The organism is Methylobacterium oryzae (assembly GCF_036441375.1).
Lineage (GTDB): Bacteria > Pseudomonadota > Alphaproteobacteria > Rhizobiales > Beijerinckiaceae > Methylobacterium > Methylobacterium oryzae_A.
Map to the genome: position 1 here is coordinate 1 of NZ_MLCA01000012.1, position 16,057 is coordinate 16,057.

The window sequence follows — 16,057 nt, forward strand, 5'->3', positions numbered from 1 at the left end:
ATCCGCGTCGCGACCGGCGCCGAGCAGATCCCAGAGGCCGTCCTCGTCCTCGCCGCCGGCGCGCGCGGTCCAGAGGTCGGCCGGCGGCTGCCAGCCGGGATGGTGCCGCCGCAGCCGCTCCGTCTCGGCCTCCACCCGCGCGCGCTGGTGCTGGCTCGCGTAGTAGCGCAGGGCGGTCTCGTCCGGCCTGGCGCCGGACTCGGCGGCGGCGGCCGGTGCAAGTGCCGCCGGTGCGGCGGCCAGCAGGGCAGCGAGGATCAGCGCGGTGCGCATGCCGGGTACCGCGCGTTCAGGGCCGCCAGGGCGAGCAGCTGCAGGGTGACGGGGTAGTAGTTCTCGCTCTCGGCGCGGACGCGCGTCAGGGCCGCCGGGAACGGCGTGCCGCGGCTCGCGCAGGCGGCCAGCGCCGGGATGGCGGCGTAGCCGGTCTCGGTCAGCCGCGCCGAGACCCGTCCGGTCCCGGTCTCGACCAGGGCGAGCCCCGCCTCGGGCTTCTGCCACAGGCCGAGGAACGGTGCGTAGAGGTCCGGCTCGGTGACGCCCGCCATGGCGAGGTAGAGCGGGATGCGCAGCGCGTTGTAGCCGAACTCCGCCGGGAACCCGTCGGCGGGGCGGGGCGCGGCCCCGGACAGCGAGATCCACTCCACCGGCAGCCGCTGCGCCCCGAACCGGGCGGCCGCGATCAGCCGGCGCCCGCTGCGCGCGAGCGCCCGCCAGTCGAATTCGGGCGCGAGCAGCCCGACCCGGTCGAGGGCCGGGAAGACCCAGTAGGAGAGGTTCACCACCGGGCCGTCCGTCCGCTCCTCGGCCGAGAACCCCGCCATCGCGGGCAGGATCAGCGGACCCTGCGGCGCGCGCGGCAGGAGCAGCTTGCGCCCGAGCTCGACGGCGATCCGGCGGCCGGCGACCTGGTGCGCGGGCTCGTGCCACGCCTCGGCGGCCTCGGTGAGCGCCCAGGCGACGAGCAGGTCGCCGTCCGAGGCGTCGTTCATGTCGGCCACCGCGGGCCGCTTGTCCGGATCCCACCGCCACGCGATCAGCTGGTCGTCGCGGACCATCAGGTTCGCCCGGGTCCAGGTCCAGATCCGCTCGAAGGTCTCGCGGTCGCCCGCCGCCACGGCGAGCAGCATCCCGTAGCCCTGGCCCTCGCTGTGGCTGATGCCGCCGTTGGCGGTGTCGACCACGCGGCCCTGCTCGCTGACGAACCGGGCCTTGTAGGCCCGCCACGCCTCGGCGTTCCGGAGGGTCCCGGCGAGGGGCGGGGCGGAGGCCGCCGCGGCGCGCGCCGGATGCGCGACCAGATGCGCGGCCAGGAGGGCCAGGACGCAGAGGCCGGCGAGGCCGCGCAGGAGGACGCTCAGGAGGACGCTCATTCCGGTCTCCGGCCGAGGTTGCGCACGAGCAGGTGGGTCGAGCCGGCGAGGCCGCCGGCCAGGAGCAGGCCGGCGAGGCCGAAGAGGCCGGCGTGGAGGGAGAGCCAGCCCGCCGCGACGCGGCGGAGGTTGCCCGGGGCCGGTGCCAGGGTCGCCACGTAGCGGGGCTCGGCCGCCGCCTCGACCGCCACGCCGCCGTCGACCGACGAGAGCGCGGCGAGGCGCCCCGCGGGCCGCGTCCAGACGCGCGGATGGACGAGGCAGGCCACCGCCTCGCGCAGGTCCGCCGCGGTCGGCGCCGTCACCAGGGTCACCAGGTCGTCCGGGGCGGGCCCGGTCACGCCCTGGGCCAGGAGGGCGGCGGCGTCCGCCNGGGCCGGATGCTGCGGCGGGGGCCTCGGCCGCGGCGAGCCTGGCGACCGCCTGCCGCCAGGCCGCTTCCGTGAGGGGGATCGCGACGGAGACGTCCGGCTCGGCCGCCTGGAGCGGGGCCGGCGCGGGCACGGGCACGGGCTTGGCCGGCCCCGGCTCGGCGGTTGTCGGGGTGGCAACCGGGGCGGCGACCGGAGCAGCGACCGAGACGGCAGCCGGTCCCGCCGGGACGAATGCCGCGGCAGCCTGCTCGACGACGAACACGTCGGCGACGGGCACTCGAATCGACGCCGCCTGCCGGATCTCCAACGGCGCAGGGGCGATCGCGGCCGGGATCTCCGGAGCGGTCGCGGGCGCGCCGCCGCGGTCCCGGAGCGCGTAGGTGACGGCCCGAACCGGCTCGGTGAAGCCCCAGGCCAGGAAGCGGAGGCTTCCGGAGAGCAGGTCCTTCGAACGGCGCCGGCCCGACAGGAACGCCTGCAGGGCGGAGAGGTCGCCGTACATCAGCTCGGCCAGCCCGCGGAACAGCGGCGCGTCGGCTCCCGCGGAGGCGACGTCCCACGCGACCTCCCAGGTGTCGCCCGACAGGCCGGCGCGCGGGCGGAAGGCGAGAACCGCGCCGGACCCCTCGGCGAGGACGATCCGGCCCGGGCTCCCGGCCTCGGCGGCGGTCGGCCAGGTCGCCCCGTCGCAGCGGCGCAGGCGGCAGCCCTCGGCGGAGGCGCGCTCCACCACCACCTCGAACACCGCGCCGCCGACCGACGCGACGGCGCGCCGGTTCACCGGCAGGCTGTGGCTGCGCTCGGTCTGGCGGCGCTCGGCCACCACGCCGAGCGCCGCGCCCGCGATGACGAGGTTGAACAGGCACCAGAGCCCGACGACGAGCATCAGGCTGGTGACGCCCGGCTCGTAGAGGTAGCGCCACGCGGCCGTCGCGCAGCCCGCCGCCAGCGCCCCGAAGATCGCGAAGAACGGCCACGCCAGGCCCGACAGGTGGTCGCGGTCGAGCCCGAGCCCCTTGTTGGTGACGGTGAAGCTCGGCTTGCGGGGCGACAGCACCACCGAGACGATGGAGCGGGCGAGGTAGACCCCCTGCACGTACTCGTAGAGTTCGGAGACCCACGGCCAGCGCACGTGGCCGTAGAGGTAGTTCTGCATCATCATGTTGGCGACCACGTAGGTCGCCGTGTAGACCAGCGCCTCGTCGATCGAGGAGACGAAGATCTTGACGTCGAAGAAGATGTGCAGCAGCGGCGCGAGCATGAAGATCAGGCGCGGCAGCGGGAAGAACCAGAAGGTCATGCTCGACAGGTAGCAGAGCCTCTGGATCGGCCTCAGGCCGCGCTTGAACAGCGGATTCTTCAGGAGCATGATCTGGAACATGCCCTGGCACCAGCGCGCCCGCTGGCCGATGAAGTCGGCGAAGGTCTCGGGCTGGAGGCCGGCGATCAGCGGCCGGTCGACGTAGGCGCTGGTCCAGCCCCGGGCGTGCAGCTCGAAGGCGGTCTCGCAATCCTCCGTGATGGTGACGCCCGAGAACCCGCCGACCGCGTCGAGGGCGCTCCGCCGCAGCAGCGCCGCCGAGCCGCAGAAGAACGAGCCGTTCCACTTGTCGAGGCCGGCCTGCGTGACGCCGTAGAACATCTCGTTCTCGGACGGCATCCGGGTGAAGGTCCGCAGGTTCCGCTCGATCGGGTCCGGGTTAATGAAGACGTGCGGGGTCTGCACCAGGAACAGCTTCGGGTCCCGGGCGAACAGGCCCACGGTCTCCCGCAGGAACGGCCGGAACGGCGCGTGGTCGGCGTCGAGCACCAGCACGAGGTCGGCGCGGGCTTGGGTCAGGCCGTTGTTGAGGTTGCCGGCCTTGGCGTGCGCGTTGCGCGCCCGGGTCAGGTAGCGGACGCCCAGCGCCGCGCAGAGCGCCTGCAGATCGGCGCGGCGGGCCCGCGCCGCACCGGCCCTGGCGGGATCCGGGTCGGCGCATTTCTGGTCCGTGCCGCCGTCGTCCAGCAGCCAGACGGTGGCCCGGCCGGCCGGGTAGTCGAGGTTGCGCGCCGCCGCCAGCGTGAGGCCCAGGATCTCGGCGGATTCGTTGTAGGACGGGATGAAGATGTCGACGGTGGGAAGCTCCGCCTCGGGCAGCGCCGGCGCGGCGCCGCGGGCCAGCGGCGCGACGTTGACGATCAGGCTGACCGTGAGGATCAGCACGCAGTAGAGTTCCGCGAGCGCCAGCACGACGCCGAGCCCGAAGCTGACGGGATCGTCGAGGGTCGGCAGCGTGCCGGTCACCCGCCAGTAGACGTAGCGGATGACCACGGCCGTGCCGAGCGCCAGGAACGCCATCCGGGCGAGGCCCCGGCGGGGGAACAGCAGCCAGAGCGCGACCATGCCGGCCCCGGCGGCGGCGCAGAGCACGCCCTGGGCGGTCAGGCCCACCGGCTGCGTCAGGAAGCCGACGGCGAGCGCGGCGCAGAGCGCCCAGGTCGCCCACAGCAGGCCCATCAGGAGGCGCGGGCGCGCCGCCGAGGCGGCCGGGTCGGCCTGGGCGGGCGCCGGGCCGTCGGGAAGCGTCGCGCGGGCCATCAGAAGCCCGTCCGCATGTCGAGGGCGGTGTAGAGGCCGCCCTTGCGCACGTGGTCGTGGACGTAGCCGGCCGAGAGGCCGAGCTGCACCGCGCCGAACTGCATGCCGCTCAGATGCCCGCCGACCCGCCACTGCCGGTAGTAATCGTCCCCGAGAGCGGCGAATTCCGGCCCGACATAGCCGCCCGCCAGCGCCGCGACGCCGAAGCGGACACGGCCGTAATAGGCATTGAACGCGGTGCTGTAGGTGCCGGTGGCGTGGAACATCGTGAAGGCGGTCGGCCGGGCGTAGTAGTCGAGCGCCGTCTTCAGGCCGACGCCCGTGCGGGCCACCGTCTCGGTCAGCCCGGATTGCGCGACCTCGTCGCGGCGCACGGCCAGGCCCACGTAGCCGCTGAGCACGCTGTCCGGGCCGACGAGGGCGTAGCCGGCCATCGCGGCGAGGTCGGCCTGCTGGCCGACCGCGCGGGGGGCGCCGGGGCTCTCGGCGCGGTACGATCCGATCAGCCCGTCGACCCGGAGGCGGACGCCGCTGGTGAGCAGGTCGCCCGCGGGAGCGGCCGTCACGGTGGCGCTGGCGAACTGCGACCCCTGCGACGCGATCGCGGCCGAGGTGTCGACGGCGACGATCCAGGCATCCGGGCCGGCCGGTGTCTCGACGCCGGTGTACCAGTCGGCGGCCCGGGCCGCGGGGCATCCCGCCGCGGCCAGGGCCGCGGCGCACCCGATGAGGCTGCGATGCATGTCGATACGCTACGTGACTTGCAGGACACCGACAGAATCCGGCCTCTATCCCTAACCGGCCCTTTCCGGGTTGCGGACAATACAGAGCAAAGAAGGACTAGGCCGCTATTAGGCGGTCTCCTCGCAGTGAATCCAGTAGACATCGCAAGATCTCGCCGGGACCGCGCAGCACCCGCAGGCATTCGTCCGCGGCGCGGCGATGCCCACAGGCTGTGGACGGAGAGGCCGTGACTAGGTCGTCCGGCCTAGTCCGGCGGCGAGGATCCGCGGGCCGGCGGCCGCCGCGGCCGCCCGGTTGGCGACGCCGAGGGTGCGCAGCAGGGCGGCGACGTGCACCTTCACGGTGCCCTCGCCGAGATCGAGTTCCCGGGCGATCTCCTTGTTGGAGCGCCCGGCCACGATGCGTTCGAGCACCTCCCGCTGCCGGCGGGTCAGCGACACCTCGCCGACCGGCGGCGCGGCCGCGCTGGGCGGCGGGTCCGCCATGAAGGGCGGCACGTAGATCGCGCCGTCGAGGATCGCCGACACCGCGCGCAGCACCTCCGCGGTCCCGAGAGTCTTGGGCACGTAGCCGTGGCTGCCGGCGGCCAGCGCCGTCAGCACGTCGGCGCGGGCGGTGGAGGCCGAGACGATCGCGGCCTTGACCGCCGGGTAGCACTCCCGCACCGCCGCCACGGAGCCGGCGCCGGCCATGCCGGGCATCTGCAGGTCGAACAGCGCCAGGGCGGTCTGGGGCGTCCCCGAGAGAGCGGCCAGCGCCTCGTCCAGGCTCGCCGTCTCGATCACCCGCGCGAAGCCGAGCTGCCGGGACAGCAGCGAGGCCATAGCGAGGCGGAAGAACTCGTCGTCGTCGGCCAGGATCGCGACGCGGCCCTCGGCGGCCGCGCCCGGTCGGGGCGTCGTCATCACCGTGCCCCCGAGGCGGTCCGGAGGGGCGCGGGGCCGCCGGAGAGCAGCGCCCGGGTTTCCGCGACGGCCGCGACCGCGAGGTCACGGGCGCGGGCGAGGTGGGCGTCGAAGGTCACGTCGTCGCCCGCCTGTTCCAGGGCCGCGCAGGCCCGGCTGAGCGGCATGAAGCCGAGGAGCCAGCTCGCGGCCGCGAGCGCGTGCGCCTCGGCGCGCAGCGTCGCGCGCCCGGCCGCCGTGCCGGCGGATCCGGGATCCGCGGCCGCGGANAGCGGCATGAAGCCGAGGAGCCCGCTCGCGGCCGCGAGCGCGTGCGCCTCGGCGCGCAGCGTCGCGCGCCCGGCCGCCGTGCCGGCGGATCCGGGATCCGCGGCCGCGAACGCCTCGGCGGCCCGGGTCTGGAACTGCCCGAGGAGCCGCGCCAGCGTGTCCGGGGCGATCAGCGCCATGTTGTCCGCGTAGCGGGCGCGGTCGAGGGTCGGCTCCGCCTCCGGGCCCGCGCCGGCGGAATCGCCGAGCCACCGCGCCACGGCGGCGCAGAGTTCCTGGGGCTCGAACGGCTTGCCGAAATGGTCGTCCATCCCGGCTGCCCGGAACGCCTGCACCTGGTCCGGCAGGACGTTGGCGCTCATCGCCACGACGGTCACCCGCGCGGCGGGGCCCGGCAGGCAGCGGATCAGCCGCGTCGCCATCATGCCGTCGAGGCGCGGCATCTGCACGTCCATCAGCACGAGGTCGTAGGGGGCCGCCTCCACGGCGCGGACCGCGCCGATACCGTCGGCCGCGACGTCGACGACGTGACCGGCGGCCCTGAGCACGGTGCAGGCCAGCTCGCGGTTGATCTCCACATCCTCCACGAGGAGGATGCGCCCGGTGCGTCCGGGCCGCGCCGGGGCGGACCGGACGGCGGCCGCGGCGGCCGGCGCCCGCGGCAGGGTGAGCGCGAACCAGAAGGTCGAGCCGCGTCCCGCCGCGGAGACGAGACCCATCGCGCCGCCCATCAGCTCGACCAGCCGGCGGCTGATCGCCAGGCCCAGGCCCGTGCCGCCGTACTCGCGGCGGATCGAGCTGTCGGCCTGCGAGAAGCGCCGGAAGAGCCGCTCCTGGCGTTCCGGCGCGATCCCGATCCCGGTATCGGTCACGCTGAACCGGATCGTGTCGCCGCGCGGCCCGGCCTGGTCGAGGCACAGGTCGACGGTGACCCGGCCCTGCGGCGTGAACTTCACGGCGTTGTTCAGGAGGTTCAGCAGGATCTGCCGCAGCCGCCCGGCGTCGCACACGACCCGGTCCGGCACCGCGGCGTCGATCTGGGCGACCAGATCGAGCCCCTTGGCGCGGGCCGGCGCCTCGACGATGCCGAGGCAGGCATCGACGAGCGGGCGCAGAGCGACGGGCTCCGGGTCGAGGTTGATCGCCCCGGCCTCGACGGACGAGAAATCCAGAATGTCGTCGACGACGGTCCGGAGGTTCGCCCCCGCGGTCGCGGCGAGTTCCGCGTAGCGCCGGAGATCACCGTCGAGCCGGCCGGATTCGGCCAGCAGGCCCGCGAAGCCGATCACCGCGTTGAGCGGCGTGCGGATCTCGTGGCTCATCGCCGAGAGGAACTCGGTCTTGGCCGCGTCGGCGCGCTCGGCCTCGGCCCGGGCCGCCTCGGCCGCCGCCTTGGCCTCGATCAGCGCGCGCTCGCCGTCCTTTCGGGCGGTGATGTCGAGGGTCAGGCCGACGATCCGCACCGCGACGCCGTCCCGGTCGCGCTGCGGGCGCCCGATCGCCTGGATCCATCGGCACCCGCCGCCCGCGTCCGGCACCCGGAACGCGACGTCGAAGGTCCTGCGCTCGGCCTCCGCCGTCCGCACCGCCCGCAGGGTCGCGGCGCGATCCGCGGGCACGACGCGCCGCATCCACTCGGCGACGTTCACCACCGCCGGACGGTCCCCCGAGAAGCCGAGGCGGCGCGCGCTCTCGGGCGACAGGATCAGGTCGCGGCTCGCGAGGTCGAGGTCGAACAGGCCGGCGCCCGCCGCCTCCTGGGCCAGGCGCAGGAGTTCGCCCTTCTCCACCAGGGCTTCCCGGGCGTTGACGATCTCGTCGATGTCGAGGGCGGATCCGAGCCAGCCGATCAGGTCGCGCCCCATGTGCAGGGGCCGCACCACGAACTGGTGCCAGCGGAAGCGGCCGGCCCGATCGGCGACGCGGCCCTGGATCTCGCTGGACCGACCCTGCACGCGGGCCTTCGCGTAGGCCCCGGCGATCCGGTCGGCGTCGTCGGGGTGGAACCGGTCCGTGCGGGCCGCTCGGGTGGTGGGGATCGGCCCGCAATAGGCCTCGAAGGCCTGGTTGACGTAGATCGTCTCGCCCGTATCGGCCCGCTCCATCCAGACGAGCTGGGGCAGTGTGTCGACGAGGGCCCGGTAATGGTCGCGGCTCGTGCGCAGGTTCGCGTAGGTCTGTTCAGGCTCCGAGGCCGCGCGGATTGTCACGACGCGATCCGTCGTGCCCGCGATCGCGCGCACGACCAGCACCGTCGCGACCCAGCCCGCTTCCCCGCCGCGCATCCGGACGACCGTCGTATCGGACCGGCCCGCGCCCGCTGCGTCCGCGAGGACGCCCGCATCCTCCGGGTGGAGCGCGTCGCGCAGCGGCTGCCCGAGCAGGGCGGCGGCGACCGTGCCGAGGATCGACAGGCCGCCGGCGGACGCGAAGGTCACCCGGCCCTCGCCGTCGAGGCGCAGGATCAGCCCGGCCGCGGCGTCGACGATCTGGCGCAGGGCTTCGGTCTCCGGACCGGGGGCGCCGGGGCGGGCGGGCTGGGCAAGGGCTGGGTCTGCGTTCATCGGCTCCGACACGGGCGGGCGCGGAACTGTACGCGCGGGCGCAGTGTCGTCTCAGAAGGTTAACCGGCTCTTTACCTTAATCGAGAATGTATTTGTCTCTATTTGGCTTGTCTGAGTGTCTATAGTCGAGATGGAATTGTCCTGCCCTCGAGGGCGACATGCGTGAGGGCGGCGACCGCCGCGCGGCGCCCCGCTATCCGGTCACGCTCACGGCCCGGGTCCGGGACGCTGCGCGCAGCTATCGGGCGGCGATCCTCGACGTCAGCGCGGGCGGCCTGCTCATGGCGATGCCCGACGCGTTCGTGGCCGCGCCCGGAACGGTGCTGGTGATCGATGCGGCGATCCTCGGGACGGTGCGCGCCCGCGTCGTCACGACCAGCGCGCGCGGGGTCCACGTGCAGGTCGACGCGGATGCGGAGGATTACGGCGTCGCCGTGCGGCGGGTCTCGCGGATCGCGCAATCCTGGTAGCGCCGGGCTCAGGTGTTGAAGTCGAGCAGCCGGGAACTCGCGAGATCGGTGTTGCGGGCGCCGTCGCTGCCGTAGCCGATGGTCCGGCTCTGCGCCCGCTGCATCTGCTGGATGAAGGAGGCGAGCGTCTCGCTGGGGCTCAGGCGCGCGTCGCCGGACGCCGCCGGGTCTCCGGACGCGTCGGGCGTTCCGGCGGATGCGGGACGGGAGGATGGCGCGGCCGCGTCCGCCGGGCCGGCGGCCGCTCCGGATTCGGGCGCGGTGAGCAACTGGCGCAGCACGCCGCCCTGATCGCCGGTGATCCGGCCGGCGGTGATCTGCTTGTCGATGAGGGCGTCGATGCGATCCCGGATCCGGGCCGGGTCGAGAGCCGGCGCCGACGGGGCCGTCGCCGCGCTGCTCGACGACGCCCGGTCCGCCTCGCCCGCCGCGACGCCGGTCGCCGGTTCGGAGTGCGGGGTGCTGCCGTCGAGAACGCGCTGCGTCAGGGACGTGCTGAGCCCGGCGGGCGGTCCTGACACGGCATTCATCGCGACACGCACGCACCCCAGAGGCTCTACGACAGCCCCCGTGTGTGATCGGTTAGTGTTAAGGCTGCCTTACGGCGCGCCGCCGGGACTGGCGGGCTCTCGGCTGCCCGCACCCGGAGACGATCGTCTCGGCCTCGCCTTTTTCGTTGTCGCTCCGTCCCAGCTCGGCCGGACCCGGGCCGGGCGGCGACTGGAAAAGTCCGGCGTTCCGAACTCCGCGCGGGTAAGATAAATATCGTGACGCGGTCCCGATGAAAAAGGCGAGACCTGTAGAGATCGTATTGTGTTTACAATCGATATGCGCGCGTTCCGCGACGAGGTCTTGACTTAGATCGTAGTTCGCCTGCTGATGCCGGCTTGCAGGGCGGCGCTGCTGGTCGAGTGGCGGGCGCCGCGTGCAAGATCAATGTTCGGTTGTTTTTCCTCGTGTTTCGCGGAGGCGGCAGGCGCCTGCGAGTCTGTCGCCGCCTCGGTCTCATGGCCGACGGACCGAGATCCCGGTCCGCCGGCAGCGGAGCCTGTTGGCACCGGCACGGGATGGCGCGGCGGCCTCGCTCCCGCGCCTTCCCGGACCCGCCGGGCGGTGACCGGGCGCGGGGCCGGGGGCCGTCCGCCGCTCCGCAGGCGAGCGCGAGTGCTGGCAGCCGTGCAACGGAAGCGCGTGGGTTCATGAGCGGTACCGCAACGTCCGTCAGCATCGTGACGCAGACGACCATCCGGCCGGAGAGCGCGGACGCCTTCGCCCGTTGGCAGACCGAGACCAGTGCGGTCGTCGCGGCCTTTCCCGGCTTCATCGAGCAGCAGCTGATCCCGCCGCGCCCGCCGCTGCAGGTGGATTGGGTGATCGTTCAGCGGTTCCACAGCCTGGAGCAGGCCAAGACCTGGATGGCCTCCCCCGAGCGGCAGGCCCGGATCCAGGGCGCCACGCCGATGCTCGTCGGCCGGGACGACGTCCACATCGTCAAGGACGACGCCGGCGCTGCCCGGACCTCGCCGGTCAGCGCGGTGATCAGCACCCGCGTGAAGCCCGGCATGGAGGCCGCTTACCTGAGGTGGGAGCAGAAGATCGCGGCCGCGCAGTCGAGGGCGCCCGGCATGCAGGGCTACCGGTTCGAGCCGGCCGTGCCGGGGGTGCAGGAGGACTACGTCGCGATCCTGCGCTTCGACAGCGAGGCGAACCTGCGCACCTGGATGGACTCGCCCGAGCGGCAGGCCCTGGTCGCCGAGGCGGTGCCGATGACCGCGGAATTCCACACGCGGACGGTGCAGAGCGGCTTCGAGCAGTGGTTCCGCAACGTCGCGCCGCCCGGGGGGGCGGCGCCCGCGGCGTGGAAGATGAACATGATCGTCGTGCTGACGCTCTACCCGACCGTGTTCCTGTGGGGTGTCCTGGTCGGAACGCCGATCCTCTCCGGGGTGCTGAAGGTGGGTTTCCCGGTCGCCCTGTTCATCGGCAACGTGTTCAGCGTGCTGCTCACCGCGCAGATGGTGCCCTGGACGGCCAAGCGGCTGGGCTGGTGGCTGACGCCGGATCCGGCGCGGCGGACCCGGGTCCATCTGCAGGGCGCGGCGCTGCTGATCACCGCCTACGCGCTCATGATCCTCGTGTTCTGGACGCTGTTTTGACGCCGGCTCTGACCGTCACCGGGGGAGCCGACGGGACGCGCGTTCCACCGGGGCGAGGTCTTCGCCGGGTTCCGGCACTGGCACGGCAAGTTCGGCGTTGATCCGCGGCGCACCCTCATCGTTGAGAAGAAGGCGCTGATCGCGGGGTTGGCCTACCACCTGAAACGAGCCGGCCGGTCGCGGTGTGCTCCCTTCCGCGCGGCGTCAGCAATCCAGGGTGGTGTCGCGCTCCCACTGGGTGAGGTGCTGGCAGTAGGCGTTCCACTCCTCGTTCTTCAGCTTGAGATAGCTCTGCACGAAGGGGCCCAGGGCCTCGCCCAGGATCGCGCTGCCCGACAGGGCGCGCAGGGCGTCCAGCATGTTGAGGGGCAGCCGCTTCAGCCCCTCGACCGTGTGGCCGTCGGTGTACATGTTGATGTCGAGGCGCGGGCCCGGATCCCGGTGGTTGCGGATCCCGTCGAGGCCGGCCGCCAGGATCGCCGCCTGGAGCAGGTACGGGTTGACGGCCCCGTCGGCGAGGCGGAACTCGAACCGCCCCGGACCGGGGATGCGGATCATGTGGGTGCGGTTGTTGCCCGAATAGGTCACCGTGTTGGGCGCCCAGGTCGCCCCCGAATTGGTCCGGGGCGCGTTGATCCGCTTGTAGGAATTGACGCAGGGGTTGGTGATCGCCGCCAGCGCGTCGGCCGAGTGGATCAGGCCGCCGATGAAGTGGTAGCCCACCCGGGACAAGCCGGTCGCGTCCGACGGGTCGGCGAAGACGTTCCGCCCCTCCCGCCACAGGGAGACGTGGGCATGGCAGCCCGAGCCGGTCAGGTCCGCGAACGGCTTGGGCATGAAGGTCGCCCGCAGGCCGTGCTTCTCGGCGATCGAGCGGGTCATGTACTTGAAGAAGGCGTGCCGGTCGGCGGTGACGAGGGCGTCGGCGTAGTCCCAGTTCATCTCGAACTGGCCGTTCGCGTCCTCATGGTCGTTCTGGTAGGGATTCCAGCCGAGGGCGAGCATCGCGTCGCAGATCTCGCTGATCACGTCGTAGCGCCGCATCAGCGCGGACTGGTCGTAGCAGGGCTTCATCTGCCGGTCGGACATGTCGGCCGGCTCGGCGCCGTCGGCGGTGATCAGGAAGAACTCGCACTCGACCCCGGTCTTCATCTGGAGGCCGAGATCCGCCGCCTCCGCGATCAGGCGCTTGAGCAGGTTGCGGGGCGCCTGCTCCACGGGGCGTTCGTCCATGACGAGATCGGCCGGCAGCCAACCGACTTCGGGGCGCCAGGGCAGCTGGATCAGCGCGCCCGCGTCGGGGATCGCCAGGAGGTCGGAATCGGCCGGGCTCATGTCGAGCCAGGTGGCGAAGCCCGCGAACCCCGCGCCGCTCCGGCAGGTGCTGGCGATCGCCGCGGCGGGGACGAGCTTGGCGCGCTGGGTCCCGAACAGGTCGGTGTACGACACGAGGAAATACTTGATGCCGCGCTCCTTGGCGGCGGTCTCGAGATCGAGCGACATCGCATGCACCCTCACTAGGGCCGACGAGGGCCGGAACGGGGAGGGGTCGCCCGTCGGCGGCCCCTGTCTGGCGGAGCGCGGTCGTCAGAGCGCGGCTGTCACGGCGCGGCTGTCACGGCGCTGCGCTCAGAGCCCGGCCTTGCCGGGGATCCAGTCGGTCCCGGCGAGGGGGACCTGTGCCATGGCCGCGGCCTCGATCGTCAGGGCGACGAGGTCCTCGGGCTCCAGGTTGTGGAGGTGGCTCTTGCCGCAGGCGCGGGCGATGGTCTGCGCCTCCAGGGTCATGACGGCGAGGAAGTTGGCGAGGCGCCGGCCGCCCAGCACGGGGTCGAGGCGCCGGGCGAGCTCCGGATCCTGCGTGGTGATGCCCGCCGGGTCCTTGCCCTCGTGCCAGTCGTCGTAGGCGCCCGCCGTGGTACCGAGCGCCGCGTACTCGGCCTCCCAGCGGGGATCGTTGTCGCCGAGCGCGATCAGCGCCGCGGTGCCGATCGCCACTGCGTCGGCGCCCAGCGCCAGCACCTTCGCCACGTCGGCGCCTGAGCGGATGCCGCCGGAGACCACGAGCTGGACCTTCCGGTGCAGGCCGAGATCCTGGAGGGCCTGCACGGCGGGCCGGATCGCCGCCAGGGTCGGGATGCCGACATGCTCGATGAACACGTCCTGCGTCGCGGCGGTGCCGCCCTGCATGCCGTCGAGCACGACGACGTCCGCGCCGGACTTCGCGGCGAGCGCGGTGTCGTAGTAGGGGCGGCTCGCGCCGACCTTCACGTAGATCGGCTTCTCCCAGTCGGTGATCTCGCGCAGCTCCTCGAGCTTGATCGCGAGGTCGTCCGGCCCGGTCCAATCGGGGTGGCGGCAGGCCGAGCGCTGGTCGATGCCCGGGGGCAGGCAGCGCATCCCGGCGACCCGCTCGGTGATCTTCTGCCCGAGCAGCATGCCGCCGCCGCCGGGCTTGGCGCCCTGGCCGATCACCACCTCGATGGCGTCGGCCCGGCGCAGGTCGTCCGGGTTCATGCCGTAGCGGGAGGGCAGGTACTGGTAGACCAGGGTCTGCGAGTGGCCGCGCTCCTCCGGCGTCATGCCGCCGTCGCCCGTGGTGGTCGAGGTCCCGGCGAGGCTCGCGCCGCGCCCGAGGGCCTCCTTGGCGTTCGCCGAGAGGGAGCCGAAGCTCATGCCGGCGATGGTCACCGGGGTCTTCAGGCGGATCGGCTTTGAGGCGAAGCGGTCGCCGAGCACCACCTCGGTGCCGCACCGCTCGCGGTAGCCCTCCAGCGGGTAGCGGCTGATCGAGGCGCCGAGGAACAGCAGGTCGTCGAGATGCGGGAGCGCGCGCTTCGCGCCGGCGCCGCGGATGTCGTAGATGCCGGTCGCCGCCGCCCGGCGGATCTCCGCCATGACCTCGGGGGTGAAGGTCGCCGAGGTGCGCGGCACCGTGCGCGGGGGCGTCTCGGCCATCAGTAGGCTCCGGCGTTGTCGACGTGGAAATGGTAGAGGCTGCGCGCGGACCCGTAGCGGCGGAACTCGCCCGGATCGATCTCGCCCGCGAGCCCCGCCTCCTTGAGCTTGGCGAAGAGCTGCTCCCGGTGCGCGTCGCCCATCGGCTTCTCGACGCAGTCGGCGCCCAGGCTGGTCACCGCGCCGCGGACGTAGAGCCGGGCCTCGTAGAGCGAGTCGCCCAGCGCCTCGCCGGCATCGCCCAGCACCGTCAGGGTCCCGGCCTGGGCCATGAAGGCCGACATGTGGCCGATCGACCCCTTCACGAGGATGTCGACCCCCTTCATCGAGATGCCGCAGCGCGCCCCGGCATTGCCGTCGATCAGGAGCAGCCCGCCCTGGGCGGTGGCGCCGGCCGACTGGCTGGCGTCGCCGCGCACGTGCACGACGCCCGACATCATGTTCTCGGCGACGCCGACCCCGGCATTGCCGCCGATCACGACGGTGGCCTGCTTGTTCATGCCGGCGCAGTAATAGCCGGCGTTGCCCTCGATCTCGACATGGATCGGGGCGTCGAGGCCCGCCGCGATGGCGTGCCGGCCGTCCGGGTTCACGACCGTCCAGCGGGTCTCGTTCGTGTCGGGGCGCAGGGCGTGGAGGGCGCGGTTCAGGGCGCGCAGCGGCTCGGCGCGCAGGTCGACGGTCGGCATCAGTGGCGCTCCCAGGCGTAGACCTTGGCGGGCTCCGGCTCGAAGACCCGGGCGCTCTCGATGCGGGGCAGGCCGACGAGGGCGCGGTACTCGGAGCCGAAGGCCACGTAGGCGTCCGTCTCGGCCATGACGGCGGGCTTGCAGGCGATCGGGTCGCGCAGGACCGCGAAGCCCGTCCGGGTGCCGACCACGAAGGTGAAGAACCCGTCGAGATCGGTCAGGCTCGCCCGCAGGGCCTGTTCGAGGGAGGCGCCGGCGCGCATCCGCCAGCTCAGGTAGCCGGCGGCGACCTCGGTGTCGTTGCTGGTGGCGAAGTGCATCCCCTCCCGGCGCAGCCGCCGGCGCAGGTCGTTGTGGTTCGACAGGGAGCCGTTATGGACGAGGCACTCGTCGAGCCCCGTCGAGAAGGGATGGGCGCCGTTCGTGGTCACGGCGCTCTCGGTCGCCATGCGGGTGTGGCCGATGCCGTGGCTGCCCGCCATGCCGGCGAGGTCGAAGCGGTCCGCCACCGCGGCGGGCAGGCCCACCTCCTTGTAGATCTCCATCCGCCGGCCCGCGGAGACGACGTCGACGTCCGGCGCGTTGTCGGCGAGCCAGGCGCGGACCGCCTCCGTCGCGGCAGCCTCCACGGTCAACACCGTGTGGGTGTCCCGCGCGGCCGCCGCGTAGGAGCGGCCGGTCGCGGCCTCGAGCCGCGCCACGACTGTCCTGAGTGCGCCCGCATCCGGGCCGCGCAAGGTGAGCTTCACACCCGCGGCGGTATCGCCGTAGACCGCGAAGCCCGCGCTGTCGGGCCCGCGATCGGTCATCGTCTCCAACATTGTGGAGAGCAGCGCGCCGAGCTGCGGTTCCAGGCTCGGAGTCTTCAGAAATAGTCCGACGATCCCGCACATGCCGCTGCGAACTCCGTGCCGCCTGCCGGCATACGGCTCGCACGGCGCCCCGGGTTCGTCAACTAAGGATCACTAAATTT

Annotated in this window: 11 protein-coding genes and 2 pseudogenes; 2 read left to right on the forward strand and 11 right to left on the reverse strand. The window is 73.0% G+C overall.

Annotated features, from left to right (window positions below):
* From MOTC310_RS23250 to MOTC310_RS23275, 6 genes and pseudogenes are all read right to left on the reverse strand, one after another.
* Positions 1-273: pseudogene (locus MOTC310_RS23250) on the reverse strand (hypothetical protein); the annotation flags it as partial.
* Entirely contained in the window at positions 258-1,373 is a 1,116-nt protein-coding gene (locus MOTC310_RS23255) for a family 8 glycosyl hydrolase (protein ID WP_331303487.1), read from the reverse strand. The pseudogene MOTC310_RS23250 and the gene MOTC310_RS23255, both read right to left, overlap by 16 nt.
* A 486-nt stretch (positions 1,374-1,859) precedes the next feature.
* Positions 1,860-4,247, reverse strand: a pseudogene (gene bcsA / locus MOTC310_RS23260) (UDP-forming cellulose synthase catalytic subunit); the annotation flags it as partial.
* A gap of 80 nt (positions 4,248-4,327) precedes the next feature.
* The gene (bcsS, locus tag MOTC310_RS23265; protein WP_331303454.1) at positions 4,328-5,071 is read right to left on the reverse strand and encodes a cellulose biosynthesis protein BcsS; all 744 of its coding nucleotides are present in this window, start codon (positions 5,069-5,071) and stop codon (positions 4,328-4,330) included.
* Between the two features lie 231 nt (positions 5,072-5,302).
* A complete protein-coding gene (locus tag MOTC310_RS23270; protein WP_331292919.1) occupies positions 5,303-5,977 on the reverse strand; it encodes a response regulator transcription factor in 675 nt (224 codons plus the stop codon).
* The gene (locus tag MOTC310_RS23275; protein WP_331303455.1) at positions 5,977-8,811 is read right to left on the reverse strand and encodes an ATP-binding protein; all 2,835 of its coding nucleotides are present in this window, start codon (positions 8,809-8,811) and stop codon (positions 5,977-5,979) included. The genes MOTC310_RS23270 and MOTC310_RS23275 overlap by 1 nt, the downstream gene beginning before the upstream one ends.
* Positions 8,812-8,969: 158 nt before the next feature.
* Here MOTC310_RS23275 and MOTC310_RS23280 point away from each other — a divergent pair, with 158 nt between their 5' ends.
* Positions 8,970-9,281: a PilZ domain-containing protein gene (locus MOTC310_RS23280; protein ID WP_331292921.1), complete on the forward strand. Its 312-nt coding sequence runs from the start codon at positions 8,970-8,972 to the stop codon at positions 9,279-9,281.
* A gap of 8 nt (positions 9,282-9,289) precedes the next feature.
* On the opposite strand, the gene MOTC310_RS23285 is transcribed toward MOTC310_RS23280, so the two are convergent.
* Positions 9,290-9,802: a hypothetical protein gene (locus MOTC310_RS23285; RefSeq protein WP_331303456.1), complete on the reverse strand. Its 513-nt coding sequence runs from the start codon at positions 9,800-9,802 to the stop codon at positions 9,290-9,292.
* A gap of 678 nt (positions 9,803-10,480) precedes the next feature.
* Between MOTC310_RS23285 and MOTC310_RS23290 the strand changes: the two genes are divergently transcribed.
* On the forward strand, positions 10,481-11,437 hold the full coding sequence (locus MOTC310_RS23290) for an antibiotic biosynthesis monooxygenase (protein WP_331303457.1): 957 nt from the start codon (positions 10,481-10,483) through the stop codon (positions 11,435-11,437).
* Between the two features lie 204 nt (positions 11,438-11,641).
* Here the strand turns inward: MOTC310_RS23290 and glnT are convergent, their stop codons facing one another.
* From glnT to MOTC310_RS23310, 4 genes are all read right to left on the reverse strand, one after another.
* The gene (gene glnT, locus MOTC310_RS23295) at positions 11,642-12,940 is read right to left on the reverse strand and encodes a type III glutamate--ammonia ligase (protein WP_331303458.1); all 1,299 of its coding nucleotides are present in this window, start codon (positions 12,938-12,940) and stop codon (positions 11,642-11,644) included.
* A 126-nt stretch (positions 12,941-13,066) separates the two neighbouring features.
* Entirely contained in the window at positions 13,067-14,395 is a 1,329-nt protein-coding gene (locus MOTC310_RS23300) for an FMN-binding glutamate synthase family protein (RefSeq protein ID WP_149309190.1), read from the reverse strand.
* Positions 14,395-15,084, reverse strand: a complete 690-nt coding sequence (locus MOTC310_RS23305) for a GltB/FmdC/FwdC-like GXGXG domain-containing protein (protein WP_331303459.1) — start codon at positions 15,082-15,084, stop codon at positions 14,395-14,397. The genes MOTC310_RS23300 and MOTC310_RS23305 overlap by 1 nt, the downstream gene beginning before the upstream one ends.
* The gene (locus tag MOTC310_RS23310) at positions 15,084-15,977 is read right to left on the reverse strand and encodes a class II glutamine amidotransferase (protein ID WP_331292927.1); all 894 of its coding nucleotides are present in this window, start codon (positions 15,975-15,977) and stop codon (positions 15,084-15,086) included. Before MOTC310_RS23310 ends, MOTC310_RS23305 begins: the two co-directional genes overlap by 1 nt.
* Positions 15,978-16,057: the final 80 nt, after the last annotated feature.